Raw genomic sequence first — 18,717 nt, 5'->3', positions numbered from 1 at the left:
TATGTCAACTCCAAGGACGCATCAGCCTGTCGCTTGCGACGCCGCCGCCCTCGTTGTGTCGCTATATACGTCCCACTAAACAAAACTGTCAACGCCTAATCTGACTTTTTTGAACTTTTTTTGACAGATTTCCACAGTCCGCAAGTTTTCCACGGCTTGTCTTTATATAACAGCATCATCTCTGCTCCTTATAGATAAAGAAGAGCCACAAACCGGCCTCATTATTGCAATAGCGTCTGCGCGGATTGAAAGTTGGCCTGCAAAGCGCTGTGAATAACCAAAGCTCCGTCGCTTATCGTTGACTTAACGCGTTGTGGCAGGCAAAACTCAATAACCCGCTTGAGGGACTTCCATAATTAAGGGAAGACACCATACGTCGGACGGCAGTTACCCTGCTTTCTGAAAAATGATGTTCACGCACCTTTATGTGCGGCCAGATTTGAAGAAGGGCCTACAAGAGCAGCATGAAAGAACTGGGGCCGAACAATCTCGATCCAGGTGACGAGCCCCCGCTCACGGTAGGTGGACGGCGTCGTCCGCCGGACAGGCGTGAAGTTTCTGCACGCTGGCTCGCTGGCACATTTCTCACAGGTGTGACTTCTTGTATGTTGATCGGCGTTGCATTGTTTGCAGCTCTTGATGGTCGCGAACAATTGGCAACCCCGCCTGAAATTCTCGCGCGCAATGACATGCCTGGCGTCGTTAATGATACCAACGTCACAAAAGGCGCCCGCCTCGTAAGCACTATCTCCAAACAGAAAGCCAACGACCGCCGTCGCTTCGATCTATCGACCATGCAAAAAGTCGGTGAGCGTGAAGTTATCCGCACGCGTCCCTTCGAACTGGTCAGCATGGCATTGGCCGTCGATCACCCGTCGAACCGAAAATACCCGGCTTTTGATGCAATGGCTATTTTTTCGGAAGGGCCTGCGGCACCACAACCTGCTGATGCGAGCCAGATTTATGGTGCCAAAGTCGAAAGCGAAGTCAGCCTCAAAGTTGCTGACTTCCCATTGAACAGCACAACATTCGACCCATCGAATGATTTGACTGTCGATGAGGTGGAGAAGGTCGTTCGAGACACCGGTGTTTTGTTGACCGACGGTGATGTTCAGGTTGCCTCATTACATTATGTCGATCCTGCCCGCTTCGGCGGAACAGATTCGTCTTTTGCGCTTAGCCCAGCTCTTGGCGTAAAAATCACGCAGGAAAACGTCAGTGTTTCCCAGCGTGCTGACGACGAAGAGGCCAGTGATGGTTTCTCGGAAGAACTGATTCCTTTCCGTCAGACGATGGAAATCGATCAAGCGCTGCAAAATGCTGGCTATACGGGCGAAGATGCTACGAATATGGCTGATGCGCTCACGAAGCTGCTGAATTCGCCACGCCTTAAAGAGGGCAGCGTGCTGCGTATTGGCACCGAAACTCAGGATGGTGAGGATCGTATCGTCAGGGCGAGCATTTATCACCGGACGACCCATCTGGTGACTGTCTCTCTTAATGATCGCAAGCAATATGTACCATCCGATCAGCCCGAAGAAACACCGCTTCTCGCATCAGCCTTTGATGGTGATGCGCCACCGAGTGCGATTCGTGGCAATCTCCCAAGTGTCTATGATGGCATAAGCCGCGCAGCACTTGCTTATGGCATGACCGAAACCATGCGCGAGCAGCTCGTCAAAATGCTTGCAACAGACGTCGACCTTCAGGCCCGACTTTCGCAGAGTGATAATATTGATGCCTTCTTCTCGCTTCCAGAGGATCCAGAGAAGATTGAGGGTGATTCGCAACTCCTTTTCGTTTCAGCGACCTTCAGCGGTACGACACGTAAATTCTATCGCTATCAAGCGCCGGACGGGGCCGTCGACTATTTCAATGAAGACGGCAAAAGCGCAAAGCAGTTTTTATTGCGTAATCCCGTTCCAAACGGTGTGTTCCGTTCTCCTTTTGGTATGCGTCGGCATCCAATTCTTGGCTACAGCCGAATGCATACAGGTGTCGACTGGGCGGCCCCACGCGGTACGCCGATCATCTCATCGGGTAACGGTGTGGTGGAAAAGGCTGGATGGACCAATGGCTACGGTAATCAGACCTTGATTCGTCATGCCAATGGCTATGTCAGTAGCTACAGTCATCAGAACGCGATTGCGCGTGGCGTAACTGCGGGTTCGCGCGTACGTCAGGGCCAAGTTATAGGTTATGTCGGATCAACCGGGCTATCAACCGGTCCTCATCTTCACTACGAGCTGATTGTCAACGGCACCAAAGTTGATCCGCTTCGTATCCGCCTGCCAGACAATAAAGCGCTCAAGGGCAAAGAGCTTGAAGCTTTCAAGCAGGAACGGGACCGTATCGATACGCTTCTGGATACAGACGATGCGGGTAATGGCACTAAGCTTGCCTCCAGCGGATCGACAAAGAGCTAATAATTCTTCCTTCGCATATTGGTTTATCTCAGACCCCACAAAACACGAAAGCGCGGCGCATCTTTCAAAATGCACCGCGCTTTGTCTTTATTAGGAAGCTTTCGCCGTGTTTATTCCGTGAACTCGACGGTCACGCCTGCTTTTACAAGCTTGGCCAGTTCTTCAGCATCCCAATTGGTCAACCGCACGCAGCCATGGCTTGATGTTTTACCAATCCGCGAAGGCTCAGGCGTTCCATGAATACCGTATGTCGGCTTGGAAAGCGCAATCCAGACAGTACCAACAGGACCGTTGGGGCCAGGAGGGATGGTCAAAACCTTGTCATTGCTGCCTTGCTTGAAGTTGATCTTCGGATTGTAGGTGTAGTTTGGATTGATGGCGATACGCTGCACCTGCACAATGCCCGACGGTGATGGCGTATCCGATGAACCGATTGTCGAAGGATAGGCCACAACGAGTTTGCCGGTTTCGTCATAGCCGCGCACTTGCTTACGGCCTTTGTCGGCGATGATTCGGGCAACCTTCATGCGAACCGGCTTTCCCAGATTAGGGACTTTGACGACAGAGCCCGGCTGATTGAAGTTGACGCCCGGGTTGATCTCTTTGAGATAAGCCTCATCTATATGAAACTTCTCACCGAGCATTTCCGTGACCGACGTATAGGCCATGGCCGGAAGTTGCGCCTTGTGGGCATAGTCGTCAGGAATGGACGCAACATACTGACGCCCTACATCTTCGTTGGTGATCGTGTATTCGGTGAAGGCTGCGCCGCCGGTCGCTTCCAGCTCTGCATTGATCGCAGCGTCATCCTTCGGATTGAGAATCTTGCCAGTCATCTCACCAAAAGCTGCAGCAGCCTTATCGACATTGCTGCCCGAACGACCATCAATGACGCCCGGCGATGCACCAGCCCGATCAAGCAGAATCTGATAGGCCGCGATCTTTTCCTTGGCTCCCTGCCCTTTCGGCATTTCTATAGCTGGAGTCATGTCATCCGGATTGGGTACAGCATGCGGTTGCATCGACGGCTGCTCATATCCCGGATCACGATTAATGCTGGCTGTTGGCGACTCAGTGTCAGGATATTCGGTGCCGGCTGGCGGCAACTCCGAGCGCTGCACCTGTCCGTCGCGGTTATAATCATAAGCTGGTGCGGAAGGCGCATCTGGATAATAGTTCGGATCCTCTGGCACATTACCAAAGCCATCATAGGGTGCACCGCCACCAACTGGGCCTTCAGACCAGTTCCCGCCCTGCTGACCACCACGCGCATAACGGTCGGATTCGCGCGGATCTTCAATACTGATGACACGTCCGCGGCGGTCGAGCGTTACCTGACGCCCATATTCATCGGTGTAAACCCGCACTCCCCGACCACCGCCTTGATCGGGACTGCGCTCGCGACCCCAGTCGAAAAGCTGAGCCATCTGCACGGGCTGCGAAACATTGTTCGTCGCATCGCGCTCTTCCGCATGAGCTGCCGCCCCCGCTGCAAGAATGATTGCAGAACCGAACAATCCGAAGCAAAGCATGCGTAAGAGATGCGACATGTAGGAAACCCTGAATGATCTTAGGCCGTATGGATGCAGTTATATGGTTAACAATTGTTTATTCAATAACAGCAAATGCCAGATGAACTGGACATGAAGATGGCCATAAATACCGTTCGCGCCTACAGAAAAAAGAAAAAGCGCCACAATCGAATGAGTGCGGCGCTTTTCAAAATCACACGTCGGGCTTTACGCGTCTGCGTTTTCCTTCACAGGCTCACCTTCAACTGCGACGCGAATCGAGCGGAAGTTGAGGCGATCTGAGCCGGGCAGTATCTTGACGATGGAACCGTCAAGAATATCGCCAAGCAGAATACGCTCGGCCAATGGGTCCTGAACTTCCTTCTGGATGACGCGCTTCAGCGGACGCGCGCCATAAGCCGGATCATACCCCTTGTTTGCCAGCCATTCGCGGGCATCGTCTTCAAGCTCCAACGTGATCTTGCGATCATGCAGAAGAGCCTGCAACCGCTTCATCTGGATGTCGACAATCGAACCCATATCGTCGCGACGAAGCCTGTGGAACAGGATGATTTCATCGACGCGGTTCAGGAATTCCGGACGGAACGCAGCCCGTACGACACCCATCACCTCATCACGAACGCTTTCGACATCTTCCTTCTCGCCAAGATTGACAAGATATTCAGCGCCAAGGTTGGAAGTCATGATGATGACCGTATTGCGGAAATCAACCGTACGGCCCTGACCATCAGTCAAACGACCATCATCGAGTACCTGAAGCAGCACGTTGAAAACATCTGGATGCGCCTTTTCGATCTCGTCGAACAGGATCACCTGATAAGGTCTGCGACGCACGGCTTCCGTAAGAACACCACCTTCTTCGTAACCGACATAGCCGGGAGGTGCACCGATCAGACGGCTCACGGAATGCTTCTCCATGAATTCCGACATATCGATACGCACCATTGCCGTGTCGTCCTGGAAAAGGAACGAAGCCAGTGCCTTGGTCAGCTCGGTCTTGCCTACGCCGGTTGGTCCGAGGAAAATGAACGAGCCGATTGGCCGGTTCGGATCCTGAAGACCGGCACGTGCACGGCGGACAGCTCTTGAAACCGCCTGAACGGCTTCACCCTGACCGACAACCCGTTTGCCGATTTCGTCTTCCATACGCAGAAGCTTCTCACGCTCACCTTCCAGCATCCGTTCGACCGGAATGCCAGTCCAGCGAGCAACGATCTGCCCGACATGTTCAGGCGTCACGGTTTCCTCCAGCAACGAGCCTTTGTTCTCACTGCTTTCAGCATCGACCAGCTGCTTTTCGAGCTGCGGGATCGTGCCATAGGCAAGTTCACCTGCCTTCTGGAACTCGCCGCTGCGCTGCGCGATGGCCAAAGCATTGCGAGCTTCTTCGAGCTGACGCTTCAAATCCGCCGCAAGTCCGAGCTTTTGCTTTTCAGCTTGCCACTTCGCCGTCAGTTCAGCCGACTCTTCTTCGAGATCGGACAGCTCTTTCTCAAGACGCTGCAAACGATCTAAGGAGGCCGCATCGGTTTCAACCTTCAGCGCTTCACGCTCTATTTTGAGCTGCATTGCACGGCGGTCGATTTCGTCGAGTTCTTCAGGCTTGGAATCCACCTGCATCCGCAAACGAGATGCGGCTTCATCGACGAGATCGATCGCCTTATCCGGCAGGAAGCGATCCGTGATGTAGCGGTTTGAAAGCGTAGCGGCTGCCACAAGTGCCGAGTCAGAGACGCGAACTTTATGGTGCTGCTCGTACTTTTCCTTCAGCCCACGCAGGATCGAGATAGTATCTTCAACCGTCGGCTCATCGACAAACACCGGCTGGAAGCGACGAGCAAGGGCAGCGTCCTTCTCAACATATTTGCGATATTCCTCAAGCGTGGTCGCGCCAACGCAGTGCAATTCGCCACGAGCAAGTGCTGGCTTGAGAAGGTTCGATGCATCCATCGCACCGTCTGATTTACCAGCGCCGACAAGCGTGTGCATTTCATCAATGAACAGAATGATCTGACCCGCAGCCGTTTGCACTTCCGAAAGCACTGCCTTCAGACGTTCTTCAAACTCGCCACGATATTTTGCACCAGCGATCAGCGACCCCATGTCGAGTGCCATCAACTGCTTGTCTTTAAGCGATTCAGGCACGTCGCCATTGACAATACGAAGTGCCAGACCTTCTGCAATCGCGGTTTTGCCCACGCCTGGCTCACCAATCAGAACGGGATTGTTCTTGGTACGGCGTGACAGCACTTGAATCGTGCGGCGAATTTCTTCGTCACGACCGATAACCGGATCGAGCTTACCCGCACGTGCATCTTCCGTCAGATCGCGCGCATATTTCTTGAGCGCATCGTAGTTACTTTCAGCGGAAGCCGAATCGGCGGTACGACCCTTACGCATATCGTTGATGACCTTGTTGAGCGCCGTTGGCGTTACACCAGCAGCGGCCATAATTTCGGATGTTTTAGCAGATTTCTCAATCGCAAGTGCCGTGAGTAGTCGTTCGACCGTGACAAAGCTGTCGCCTGCCTTGCTCGCAAGCTCTTCGGCCAAGGTGAAAACCTTTGCCAATGGCTGCGCAAGATAAAGCTGGTCATTGCCACCGCTTACTTTCGGAAGTTTCTCTAGCGCATTTTGTAATCCAAGACGCACATCAGCGATGCGGCCGCCCGCACGTTCAATCAAAGATGCAGCCAAGCCTTCTTCGTCGTCGACGAGTACTTTCAAAAGATGCTCAGGCGTGAACTGCTGGTTGCCCGATGAAAGCGCAAAGGTCTGAGCCGACTGAATAAAACCCCGAACCCGTTCAGTGTATTTTTCAATATTCATGATGTCTCCTTTTCCTTCCGACCCATTCTGGCATCGAAAGATATTGGGTGACGGAGCCCCCGAATTCGGCAGGCTCCCTATCCGTAAAGTCATATGGGAAGATAGGACGTTTTCGGCAAGACCGTAATCACTACAAACGCACAAATAAAAGATGGCGCGGAGAACCTCGCCATCTTTAAATATTAATCAGTTGCAGTTTTGAAAATTAAGCGTCGGAATCCGCAGTTTCTGCGACCGACGTATCGCCAGCACCTTCATCCTTGGCAACACGGCGCGGACGACCCGGACGACGTGTGCGACGGACTGGAGCTTCTTCTTCAGCCGAAGCTTCGACCGGCGCTTCAGCCGCAGGAGCGGCCTTTTCCACGACAGGGGCAGCTTCCTCTACAACCTTGGCAGACTTTTCAGCGCGAGCTGGCTTTTCAACAACCGGTGCCGATACGGGCGCTGATACTGCGGCTGGTTGTTCGTCAGCTGCAGCAACCTGTACGTCTACTGAAGGCTGTTCCGAACTATCGTCCGCATTGAAACGTTCGCGCTGTGGGCGACGACCGCGACCAAGACGACGCTGATCGCGTCCATCACGTGACTGCGAGCGATTTTCCGAACGGTTCTCGCTGCCTTGTTCGCCATAGACGACTTCAGCGGGCGTGCCTTCAATAACAGGCTGCGGACCCGAACCGTTTACTGGCTGCGGTGCGGAAGCGGCTTGAACAAAGCCGTTTTCATTTTCATCTTCATCACCACCGTCATTGTCGAAGTTTTCTTCGCGCTGATACGGAATGTTCTGCTGCGCCATGGCAGCCATGATGATGCGATTGTAATGTTCTGCGTGCTGAAGATAATTTTCAGCGATGACACGATCACCGGACGCCTGCGCGTCACGAGCCAGTGTCGTATATTTTTCTGCAATATGTTGAGCATTGCCGCGGATTTTTACGTCCGGACCATTGCTTTCATAATTACGCGACAGAGGATTGGGGCCCTTGCGGTTATTGTTGTTATTATTATTGTTATTCCCCCGTCCGCGCATGCGCCTGTTCTGCTGTGCTGGCCTCATAGTCATCTCTTTTCAGATTAAAGGGCGTAAAATTCCTGTAGCGTAAAGCCACCGGCTTCGCATTATCGAGCCATGGAGGAAGCACACCCTAAAACTTCCCACACATCGAATGGTTCTGAGTTCCGCGTCGTCTATCAAAGACAACACGAACCTTTCGGGTTGGCACTTTGCAAGACCCGATCCGAAAAGACGAACTTCTCGGAACTATTTTTGAAAGTCGTGCACTTCCGTACAAACCATCCCATGAGAAAAATCCACATGGGAGCATGACCTAAAGTCGTCATGGAGCATTTCCGCCACCGCCCTCAAGCGGGCAAAACCATTCTGGCTGTATACGGTGGCTGGAAACTAAACGGCTTCGCCGTAAATTCCAAGCGCTTTTTTAGCAACATCGAGCGTTTTTTACAGCGTATCCCGAAAACTGTGAAATGGTTTTTGGACATGATGCACACTGAAAACATCGTTGGAGTGTCAATCTGTTTCAATCAGACCAAACACAACTCCGACACTCGTTCTATTAAAAGCCCGTTGCATCTTTCTGCGTGAAAACCATGGCCCTTCTATGGCCACCGAAATCGCTCGCACTGTTGATCAAATGGAAATCAGCGCTTTTAAAAACCGCGCTCACATCGTCAAACTGGCCTGCGCCAATTTCGACGGCAACTATTCCATCCTTATATAGGTACTCTGCTGCATGCTTTGCAAGAGCACGATAAAAATCCAGTCCATCCATTCCCCCATCGAGGGCCGCCATCGGATCATGCTCACGCACTTCTCGTGACAGATCCGCGATGTCTTTATGCGGAATATAGGGGGGATTTGAAACAATAAGATGAAACCGACCGCGCACATTGGAAAACCAATCGCTTTTCAGCGCCGCAAATCTATCGCTAACACCATTCATGGCCGCATTGATCCGTGCCATGGCCAGTGCACCTTCCGCGACGTCCAGTCCAATACCGTGCAGCTTTTCAAACTGATGCAGCAGTGAAATCACGATGGCACCCGTACCCGTGCCCATATCGAGCATCGTTGCCCGACCGTGCTGTGCGATTAGCTTTTCGATATAAGGTGAGATCAGCTCAACGAGTGCTTCGGTATCGGGTCGCGGTTCTAGTGTTTCGGGCGAAAGCCGGAATGGCAAACCATAAAACTCGCGCATTCCGATAATGCGATGCACAGGCTCGCCCGCTATCCGACGCTCCAATGCGTCATTCAATTGCGCAACCTGCGCTTCATCAATGAGCTTTTCCGGCGCGGAAATCAGATCAAGCCGCGTTGCGCCAGTGATCCACTCGACAAGAAGCTGCGCGTCGAGATCGGGGGTATCGAGGTGTGCCGCACGAAGTCGTGCGCGGCTTGATGCCGTCAAGCTATCAAGACGTTCGCCACTCACGTGTTTTCGCCCAGTTCCATCAGAAGTGCTGTCTGATGATCGGAGATCAATGCATCGACCAATTCGTCGAGTTCACCCATCATCACTCGGTCGAGTTTGTAGAGGGTCAGATTAATACGGTGATCGGTAACGCGCCCCTGCGGAAAGTTATAGGTGCGGATGCGCTCTGAACGATCCCCCGAGCCAACCTGGCTGCGACGCGATTCCGAACGTTCACTATCGGCCTTTTGCCGCTCCATATCATAAAGACGCGCACGCAAAATCTGCATTGCCCGGGCGCGGTTCTGGTGCTGCGATTTTTCGGCCTGCACCACCATGATGCCGGTAGGAATATGGGTGATACGCACAGCCGAGTCAGTCGTGTTGACGTGCTGTCCGCCGGCACCAGACGCACGCATCGTATCGATGCGGATATCCTCATTGCGGATTTCAATGTCGATATCTTCGGCTTCCGGCAACACCGCAACGGTTGCTGCGGATGTATGAATACGTCCACCTGCTTCAGTTTCCGGGACGCGCTGCACACGATGCACACCTGATTCGAATTTGAGCTTGGAGAAAACACCCTTGCCCGAAACCGTGGCAATGATTTCCTTGTAACCGCCTGCGTCACCTTCGCTGGATGATACCAGCTCAACGCGCCAGCCTTTTTCAGCTGCAAAACGCTCATACATGCGGAAAAGATCACCTGCGAAAAGCGCTGCTTCCAGCCCACCCGTACCGGCGCGGATTTCAAGGATCGCGTTCTTCTCGTCTGCCGCGTCTTTCGGCAGAAGAAGAATCTGCACTTCCTGCTCCAGCCCCTCGATCCGTTCAAGCACCCCTGGCAGTTCTTCCACAGCCAGCGCCCGCATTTCAGCGTCAGTTGATGCTTCATCGCGCATAGAAGCGAGATCCCGCGCTTCATTGCGTGCATCTGTCAGTTCACGAATTTTGCCCACGACTTCCTGAAGCTCGGAATATTCCGACGCAAGCTTCACATAGGTTTCCGAATCCGGATTGTTCGCCATCTGGCTTTCAATCATCGAGAACCGCTTCAGAAGCTGGTCCATCCGGTCCTGTGGCAAGGCAATCATTGTTTCGTCCTAATCAGAGCATTTGAGCCAAAACTGCGTGAGGCAAATGCGTAAATACAAAGAGCAAGCAGCGCGTGAATAAACAGTATTGAGCGCCGCACACAATGCGCGGCACCCAAACATTCCATGCAATTTTCTACGCTATAACGGAATATCGTTGTCTTCGGCAAACTGAAGCAGCAATTCGCGCATCGAATGTGCGCCATTGGGCTTGTCCAGTTTCTCGTTCAACAATGCGTTGAGCTTGCTCACATCAAGCGCGCCAAGCATCGCCTTCACTGGACCGATATTGGCCGCCGACATGGAAATCGAACGGAAGCCAAGGCCGAGTAGCGCCATCGCAGTCAGCGGACGGCCCGCCATTTCACCGCACAATGTGACCGGCTTTCCGTGACGATTTCCAGCATCGACAATATGTCGAAGTGTGCGCAGGAAGGCTGGCGAAAGCTGATCGAAGCGACCGGAAATCAGCGAATTTCCGCGATCGACCGCCATCAGGAACTGGAATAGATCATTGGAACCGACCGAGACAAAGTCCACAATCGACATCAACTCATCGAGCTGCCACAGCAGTGCTGGCACTTCAACCATGGCCCCGAGCTTCAGATTGAGCGGTAGCGTATGGGCAAAGCGGGAAAGATGACGGACTTCGCGATCAATGATCTCGCGCGCGGCCTTCACTTCGCTAACCTCGGTTACCATCGGTAGCATGATTTTAAGTTCACGCCCGCCCGCAGCTTTCAGCAACGCGCGCAACTGTGTCCGCAGCAAGCCGGGACGATCCAATGTCAAACGGATTGCACGCCAGCCGAGAGCCGGATTTTCTTCCTGCGCTGTGGCACGGAAATAAGGGAGTACCTTGTCGCCGCCAATATCGAGCGTCCGGAAGGTGACAGGCTTATTGCCTGCCGCCTCGATTACCGAGCGATAAAGCCGTTCTTGCTGTTCCGCGCGTGGGAAGGTCGATGCCACCATGAACTGAAGTTCGGTACGGAACAGGCCGATACCTGCAGCGCCTGATGCCGAAAGTTGCGGCAGATCCACCAGCAGACCAGCATTCATCAGCAACGAGATATCGACCCCGTCTTTCGTCAGAGCGGGTTTGTCACGCGATTCGCGATAAAGCGCCTGACGGCGGGCCCGGAAACGAACCTTTTCGGCATAGGCAGCTTCAACATCAGCCTGCGGACGCAGATGCACGATGCCTTCATCGCCATCGACAATCGCCGCATCATTGTTTTCAGCCATGGAAACAGCGCCTTTGGCCTGTCCCACAACCGGAATCCCCATGGCGCGCGCAACGATCACCACATGGCTCGTCGCGGCACCGTCTTCGAGCACCACGCCGCGTAAGCGCTCACGCGGGTAATCAAGGAGCTCTGCTGCACCCATTGAACGGGCGACAATGATCGAATCCTTGGCGAGCGATTCGGCCATTGTCTTGGCATCGCGCCCCATGAGCTGACGCAGCAAACGATTGGCCAGATCATCGAAATCAGACAAGCGCTCACGCATATACGGATCGGTCAGATGCACCATGCGCGCACGTGTGTCGCTCTGAACTTTTTCGACAGCGGCTTCAGCGGTCAAACCATTGTGCACAGCTTCTTCGAGACGACGCACCCAGCCACGATCATGCGCAAACATGCGATAGGCTTCGAGCACTTCACGATGCTCGCCTTCCACAGCCACATCGCGGCGTGAAAGCATGTCATCAATCGAAATGCGCAGAGACCCCAGCGCTTCTTCCAGTCGGATCAGCTCAGCTTGGCTGTCTTCATTGAAAAGGTTGGTTACGACGATACGCGGCTCGTGCAGCACGACATGACCAAGGCCGATGCCATCGTTGAGCGCATTGCCAGTCACACTCATAGGACGACCAAGATCCAGTTCAATACCTGGACGCGCGAAACGCAGACCATCTCCCGTCGCAATGATTTCGGCCAGAACCATGGCTGTCGTTTCAAGTGCTTCTACCTCGTCCTCACGATAAGCGCGCTTGGTCTGATTCTGGACAACAAGAACGCCCAAAGTGCGGCCAGCGCGTAGCACAGGCACACCGAGGAATGAATTATAGGCTTCTTCGCCCGTTTCCGGCAGATAAGCAAAAGCCGGATGGCTCTGTGCGTCTGTCAGGTTCAAAGGACGAGCACTAGCTGCAATGGTGCCGACAAGACCCTGCCCCAAACGCAACTGCGCCAGGTGAACGGATTGTGGATTAAGACCTTCGGTGGCGTAGAGCTCAAGCACGCCATCGGCGCGAAGAATGTAAAAGGAGCAGACTTCCGCGACCATATTTTGCGCGATTTCACGGACAATCCGGTCAAGACGCTCCTGCGGCTCCAGCGGCTCCGCCATCAATTCGCGCAGCCGCTTCAACAGCACGCGGGGACCGGTTGTCAGATCACGCATGATCGTCGGGGGCTCCTCATTCTGGTACAGGCTCAGCTTGTCGCAAAGCCAGTTCCCATTACCCGCCTGCGAAGCGTTACGCCAAATCCTTTGTGAGCATTTTTGACACGCGCGTCTAGTCTCTTCGTCAGAAAATCTGACAACTTCTATAATAAGACAATGCCGCTCTCAAAAGCGGTGAGCGGCATTGTTTCAAAACGGGTCTTTACATGCGACTTTAGATCTCGGCATCACAGCCGGCTAAGGATCGGCTATTTATCAAGTCCATAGACGCCATGTAGTGTGCGTACAGCGAGTTCAGCGTAAGGGCCGTCTATCAGGATAGAAATCTTAATTTCCGACGTGGTGATAGCACGGATATTGATGCCCTTTTCAGCCAGCGCCTTGAAGGCTGTTGCTGCAACACCCGCATGGCTGCGCATGCCGATACCGATCACCGAAATCTTGGCAAGGCCAGTTTCCGACTGGATATGATCGGAGCCGATTTCTGCTTTCACTTTATCGAGAACGCGCAGTGCTTTATCGATATCACCGGTTGGAATTGTAAAAGTCATGTCGGTTTTCGAACCGTCTTCCGACACATTCTGCACGATCATATCGACATTGATGTGCTCTTCGGCCAGAGGTCCGAAAATCGCAGCCGAAATGCCCGGCCGGTCGGCCACACGTCGGAGCGAAATCTGAGCCTCATCCTTCGCATAGGCGATACCAGTGACGACCTGCTGTTCCACGATTTCTTCCTCGTCGCAAATGAGCGTTCCGGGCGGGTTGATCGGATCATCCATGCCCGGTGCATTGGGGTCCGTAAAACTTGAGCGCACGAAGGTGCGAACTTTGTGTACCATGGCAAGCTCTACCGAGCGCACCTGCAGAACCTTGGCACCAAGCGAAGCCATTTCCAGCATTTCTTCAAATGTAATGCGGGAAAGGCGCTTTGCCTTGGGTTCGATGCGCGGGTCGGTCGTATAGACGCCATCAACATCCGTATAAATATCGCAACGGTCAGCCTTCACACCAGCTGCAATCGCCACAGCGGAGGTATCTGAGCCACCGCGGCCAAGCGTTGCAATGCGATTATCCGGGCCAATGCCCTGAAAACCTGCAACAACAGCAACCTGCCCCATTTCCATGCGACGGATAATTTCCGAACCGTCGATTTCCTGAATACGAGCAGCGCCATGCGCATTGTCGGTCTTGATAGGAATCTGCCACCCCTGCCAAGAACGAGCGTCAATCCCGATCGCCTGAAGCGCAATTGCCAGAAGGCCGCTTGTTACCTGTTCGCCAGAAGCAACGATCGCATCATACTCGCGTGCGTCGTAAAAAGGTGAGGTGCCGCCGGCGACCTTGGGCATGCTCTGCACCCAGTTGACCAGTTCGTTGGTCTTACCCGACATGGCGGAGACAACGACGGCAACCTGATTGCCGGCATCGACTTCACGTTTGACGTGGCGCGCCACATTAGAGATGCGTTCCAGATCGGCCACAGAAGTGCCGCCGAATTTCATCACGATGCGCGCCATTTAAGGATACGTCCCGTCTTTTGAAAAATTACACTAACGCCTGCCGAAACCTTATTTTCTTGCGACAGACAAACCCGGGGTCACATAGCTAAAATGTCGCGCTTCCGCAAGAGTATGATTCCCGTGAAACAATAATCAGCACTTCGGATTCGGGAATTTGATTTGATCCTTGACTTTAACACGCTACCTTGAGAGCAGGACTGCATGCTGCGTCCGCTGGAGAATGACATGACCGAGACTGCCCGTACCACAATCGATGCTTCCGAAATCGAGCATTTTTCGCGCATTGCTGCGCAGTGGTGGGACCCGCAGGGTAAGTTCCGTCCGCTTCACAAGTTCAATCCAACGCGGCTCACCTATATCAAGGAAAAGGTCTGCGAGAAGTTCAAACTCGATCCGAACAGCCCTCGCCCGTTTGAAGGTCTGCGCTTTCTCGATATCGGCTGCGGTGGTGGTCTACTGTGTGAACCGATGTCACGGCTTGGGGCAACAGTGGTTGGCGCGGACGCATCCGAAACCAATATCGAAGTTGCAAAAATCCACGCCGCCCAAAGCGGTGTCGAGGTCGATTATCGCGCTACCACTGCCGAAGCCTTGGCTGAGGCTGGTGAGAAGTTCGACGTTGTTCTCAACATGGAAGTGGTTGAACACGTTTCAGACGTTGATCTGTTCATGTCTGCCACGAGCGAAATGGTGAAGCCGGGTGGACTTATGTTCGTTGCCACCATCAATCGCACGCTCAAAGCCTATGGCCTTGCAATCATCGGTGCTGAATATGTACTGCGTTGGCTACCTCGCGGCACGCATCAATATGAAAAGCTGGTGCGCCCGGAAGAGTTGGAAGCTGCCTTTTCCAAGGCTGGCCTCAGCCTCATCGACAAGCTCGGCGTCACTTATAATCCACTTGCCGATAGCTGGAGCCGTTCACGCGACACCGACGTGAACTACATGGTTCTCGCCGAACGGCCCGCATAAACATTCGATTGTCAGCGCTTCTGTGCCTTCGTCGTCAGCGCCACACCAAAGGCTATGACGACCGCGCCAATCCAAGTGAGCGGTGGATAGCTTTCGCCTAAAAACAAAGTTCCGGAAATCAGACCGAGAGCCGCTGCAACATAACCTATCTGGCTGAGATAAACCGGTCCACCGACTGCCTGTAGCCTGAAAAAAAGCGCGAACATGCCCGCCGAAGCAATAGCTTGTACAACTGCCGTCATCGGTGCCAGAGCGAGTGTCTCAATTGGGAAATTACCGTTAAACAGGAAAATGCCGATAAAAAGCATCCCGGCCGCAGCCAGATGGCTGCCTGCGGCGAGTTCAGTCGGGTCAGCATTTTTCGGCCAGTCGAGTGTGCGATAGACGTTTCCCATCGCAAGCAAGACCGGGATGAGAAGCGCAAGCCCGATCCACAACGGATCAGCAGGTTTACCCACTTCCCCGCGCGTCACTGCCACCATGATTGCACCGATGAAACCAGCCGTAATCCCCGCAATCCCAAGCCCGTTGGGGCGGCGCAGACCAAACCCCATTGAGATCACCAGCGTCATAACCGGCGACAGCGTGTACATGATTCCCGTGAAACCAGCGCCAAGCCGCGGGATAGCAGACAGGATGAGGAAATTGGGCAGCGCATAGGAAATTCCAGCGGTGCAAATGTAATAACGCAGCCTGCCGTCTGAAAAACCGACCCGCTTTTTACTCAAAAGCATCACAAGCAGCAGGATAGTCCCGGCACTTGCTGAGAACAGGAATGTCCACATTGCAGGCGGAACACCAGCTTCTGCAGCAATTTTCCCGAGGGGAAGAATTAACCCCAGCAGCGTTCCAGTAGTGATCAGCAGAAAAGGCGCCGAATCCATCAGTTTCATGCGCCTGTCCCCTTACGCAATCAATATTTTTAGAAAATCAGTTTTTATCTTCTGGAAACACCGGCAGCGGCATCACATCGACACCATCTTCGATAAGAGAATGAACTTCTTCCTTGGACGCTTCGCCGTAAATGCCACGCACTTCAGTCTCACCAAAGTGGATCTTGCGCGCTTGCTCAGCAAACTGATCGCCAACATAATCCGCATTTTCGCGAACCGTTCGGCTCAGCTCCCGCATTTGCTCAAGCACCTGCTTCTGCGCCTCACCCATGGCAATCGCCACCTGCTCTTTCGAGCGGCTGGTGGAGACTGCTGGCGCCATCAGTGATTTCTGAATGTCTGGTGAATTGCAGACAGGACAGGAGACAAGTTTACGTTCCGACTGCCGATCAAAATCGGCATTGTCGCGAAACCAGCCCTCAAACTCATGGCCGTGATCGCAATGAAGCGAAAAGCGGATCATGGATTATGCGTCCTCTTTCTCTTTTGCTGAAGCAATCTTAACCGAGAACTCGCGTGCATTCTTGAGATTGGGCACTTTGGCACGTGCACTCGCACTTTCCGCAATATCAATATCTGCAACAATCACAGCTGGCTCATCGTGGGCTGCTTCCGCCAGAACCTTGCCCCAAGGCGAGACGATCAGCGAATGGCCGTAGGTCTCGCGACCATCCTGATGCAGACCGCCTTGTGCTGCCGAAATCAGGAACGCACCGTTTTCGATGGCACGTGCACGCTGCAAAACATGCCAGTGGGCTTCACCTGTCTGCCTGGTGAAAGCAGCAGGTGCGGTGATCACATTGGCACCGGCAAGTGCCTGTGCACGGAAAAGCTGCGGGAAACGAATATCGTAGCAGACAGCCATGCCGACTTTGGCAAAGGGCAATTCGGCAATAACAGTTTCTTTGCCCGGCTCATAGGTTGCCGATTCGCGCCAGCTTTCACCATTGTCGAGATCGACATCGAACATATGCACCTTGTCATAAGTCGTAATCTTGTCGCCGGAAGGCGCGAAGATGCTGCCACGATTGGCAATTTTGCCGTCACCGACATCAATGGCCGTCGAGCCGATATGCAGAAAGATGCCATGCTTTTTTGCAAGTGCCGATGCTGCATTGAACACAAGGTCATTGCTTTCATCGCGCAGGCTTGCTGCGAACACAGCACGGTCGCGCATCATCGCGCCGGTCATTTCAGGGGTTTGCACATAATGAGCACCCTGAGCCACAGCATCGGAAACCAGTTTTTCCAAAGCCTCGACATTGCGAACAATATCGGTGCCTGAACGCATCTGGACAGCGGCGGCGCGAAAAGTGCTCATTGGTATCTCCCTTATTCCAACTTAGCTCAATGCGCCGGTTGCAAGCAGACCGTCAAGCTTGCCCTGACTGTCGAGCGCAAAAAGATCATCGCAACCGCCGACATGAACCGAGCCCACAAAAATCTGCGGAAAAGTATTGCGGCCCGAACGTTCCTGCATTTCTGCACGCAGTTCAGGTGTGGCAGCCGCATTAATTTCGTTGAACTTAACGCCCTTGTCATTGAGAAGGCCCACTGCGCGCGTGCAATAAGGGCAGCCAGGGCGGGTATAAACGGTAACATCAACCATGAAAAACTCCATTCGTTGCCCACTATATAAGTGGCAACGACCTGATCTGGAAGCCCCTCATGCATTCACGAAACTGTATTTACGTGTCGGGTAGGACGCGACTAAACGTCAATACATCCACACTCTTCGCTCCGCCGCGCAGCAGGGCGCGGGTCGCAGCTTTCACGGTCGATCCGGTTGTATAGACATCATCGATCAGCAAAACCCGCCGCCCACGCACATGAATGTTATGTTCTTTGGGGACGCGGAACGCGCCGTCAACATTCCGCTTTCGCTCTTTCAACCCAAGACCGATCTGCTGATCGGTACGGCGAATTCGCTTGATCGCTTGCGGTGCAAAAGGCTTGTCGCTTAGCTCCGATAATGTTCGGGCCAATTCTGCCGATTGATTGAACCGTCGCGACCAGAAGCGCCACCTGTGCAGAGGCACAGGCAGAATAACATCGCATTCATCCAGCAATTCTCGCCCTGCCCGCAGCATCCAGCGTGCCATCCACGGCGCAAGATCGGTTCGGTCATGAAACTTAAGTGCCACTGCCATGCGCTGCGCCGCACCTCTATGCAAAACAGCTGAACGCAGACGTCGAAATGGCGGTGGATCGGCAATCGCTTCCGCACTCATGAAGTTCTCGCCAAAATCATGATTGAAAGGAATGCCCAGCACCGGACAATAGGGCTTTTCAATAAAGCGCAATTGGGGCCAGCATTGCGGGCACAATGTTCCGGGTTCGGAAACATGCGTCCGGCAACCGATACAACTTGCTGGAAACAAAATATCCGAATAATAGCGCAAGCCGCCACGAACGACGATCAGCGTGTTCGTTTTGATCCTGAACAACAAGCTTTGATGCGATCTGTCGTCATCTGCCATTGCATTCGCCCCCGTTCGAATGCATCTAATCATTTGCTCTTACGCATTATCCTACGCAAAATCGCTTCACACTTTTGCTGGAAATGCTTCTACTTTATCTCAGCATGCTCGAAAG

At 53.4% G+C, this 18,717-nt stretch carries 14 protein-coding genes; 2 read left to right on the top strand and 12 right to left on the bottom strand.

What is annotated here, in order from left to right; all coding sequences use genetic code 11:
- The first annotated feature begins 464 nt into the window (after nt 1-464).
- Entirely contained in the window at nt 465-2,426 is a 1,962-nt protein-coding gene (locus QBD00_RS06770) for a M23 family metallopeptidase (RefSeq protein WP_318578977.1), read from the top strand.
- 110 nt (nt 2,427-2,536) lie between these two features.
- Here the strand turns inward: QBD00_RS06770 and QBD00_RS06765 are convergent, their stop codons facing one another.
- From QBD00_RS06765 to QBD00_RS06735, 7 genes are all read right to left on the bottom strand, one after another.
- Complete coding sequence (locus QBD00_RS06765) at nt 2,537-3,976, bottom strand: L,D-transpeptidase (RefSeq protein WP_412534992.1); 1,440 nt, start codon at nt 3,974-3,976, stop codon at nt 2,537-2,539.
- A 189-nt stretch (nt 3,977-4,165) separates the two neighbouring features.
- A complete protein-coding gene (gene clpB, locus QBD00_RS06760) occupies nt 4,166-6,787 on the bottom strand; it encodes an ATP-dependent chaperone ClpB (RefSeq protein ID WP_095447535.1) in 2,622 nt (873 codons plus the stop codon).
- Nucleotides 6,788-6,992: 205 nt separating this feature from the next.
- Nucleotides 6,993-7,847, bottom strand: coding sequence for a DUF4167 domain-containing protein (locus QBD00_RS06755; RefSeq protein WP_318578976.1), 855 nt, complete (start codon nt 7,845-7,847; stop codon nt 6,993-6,995).
- A 517-nt stretch (nt 7,848-8,364) separates the two neighbouring features.
- Nucleotides 8,365-9,243: a peptide chain release factor N(5)-glutamine methyltransferase gene (gene prmC / locus QBD00_RS06750; protein WP_095447538.1), complete on the bottom strand. Its 879-nt coding sequence runs from the start codon at nt 9,241-9,243 to the stop codon at nt 8,365-8,367.
- Nucleotides 9,240-10,319, bottom strand: a complete 1,080-nt coding sequence (gene prfA, locus QBD00_RS06745) for a peptide chain release factor 1 (protein ID WP_318578975.1) — start codon at nt 10,317-10,319, stop codon at nt 9,240-9,242. Before prfA ends, prmC begins: the two co-directional genes overlap by 4 nt.
- A gap of 141 nt (nt 10,320-10,460) precedes the next feature.
- Entirely contained in the window at nt 10,461-12,731 is a 2,271-nt protein-coding gene (gene ptsP, locus QBD00_RS06740) for a phosphoenolpyruvate--protein phosphotransferase (RefSeq protein ID WP_095447539.1), read from the bottom strand.
- Nucleotides 12,732-12,982: 251 nt separating this feature from the next.
- The gene (locus QBD00_RS06735; protein WP_095447540.1) at nt 12,983-14,254 is read right to left on the bottom strand and encodes an aspartate kinase; all 1,272 of its coding nucleotides are present in this window, start codon (nt 14,252-14,254) and stop codon (nt 12,983-12,985) included.
- Nucleotides 14,255-14,482: 228 nt separating this feature from the next.
- Between QBD00_RS06735 and ubiG the strand changes: the two genes are divergently transcribed.
- Nucleotides 14,483-15,229, top strand: a complete 747-nt coding sequence (gene ubiG, locus QBD00_RS06730; protein WP_191793975.1) for a bifunctional 2-polyprenyl-6-hydroxyphenol methylase/3-demethylubiquinol 3-O-methyltransferase UbiG — start codon at nt 14,483-14,485, stop codon at nt 15,227-15,229.
- Between the two features lie 11 nt (nt 15,230-15,240).
- Here ubiG and QBD00_RS06725 read toward each other — a convergent pair whose 3' ends face one another.
- The 5 genes from QBD00_RS06725 to QBD00_RS06705 all read right to left on the bottom strand — a co-directional run bounded on the left by QBD00_RS06725 (nt 15,241) and on the right by QBD00_RS06705 (nt 18,602).
- Nucleotides 15,241-16,122, bottom strand: a complete 882-nt coding sequence (locus tag QBD00_RS06725; RefSeq protein WP_318578974.1) for a DMT family transporter — start codon at nt 16,120-16,122, stop codon at nt 15,241-15,243.
- Nucleotides 16,123-16,159: 37 nt separating this feature from the next.
- A complete protein-coding gene (locus QBD00_RS06720; RefSeq protein WP_318578973.1) occupies nt 16,160-16,585 on the bottom strand; it encodes a DUF1178 family protein in 426 nt (141 codons plus the stop codon).
- Nucleotides 16,586-16,588: 3 nt separating this feature from the next.
- Nucleotides 16,589-17,443 carry a carbon-nitrogen hydrolase family protein gene (locus QBD00_RS06715; RefSeq protein ID WP_318578972.1) on the bottom strand — a complete coding sequence of 285 codons (855 nt, stop codon included), beginning with the start codon at nt 17,441-17,443 and terminating at the stop codon, nt 16,589-16,591.
- Between the two features lie 21 nt (nt 17,444-17,464).
- On the bottom strand, nt 17,465-17,731 hold the full coding sequence (gene grxC, locus QBD00_RS06710; protein WP_095447544.1) for a glutaredoxin 3: 267 nt from the start codon (nt 17,729-17,731) through the stop codon (nt 17,465-17,467).
- 79 nt (nt 17,732-17,810) lie between these two features.
- On the bottom strand, nt 17,811-18,602 hold the full coding sequence (locus QBD00_RS06705) for a ComF family protein (RefSeq protein ID WP_318578971.1): 792 nt from the start codon (nt 18,600-18,602) through the stop codon (nt 17,811-17,813).
- Nucleotides 18,603-18,717: the final 115 nt, after the last annotated feature.

The organism is Ochrobactrum sp. AN78 (genome assembly GCF_029909885.1).
GTDB classification, from domain to species: Bacteria; Pseudomonadota; Alphaproteobacteria; order Rhizobiales; family Rhizobiaceae; genus Brucella; species Brucella quorumnocens.
The sequence above is the reverse complement of the archived record's forward strand: the minus strand, read 5'-3'. Positions and strand labels throughout refer to the sequence as shown.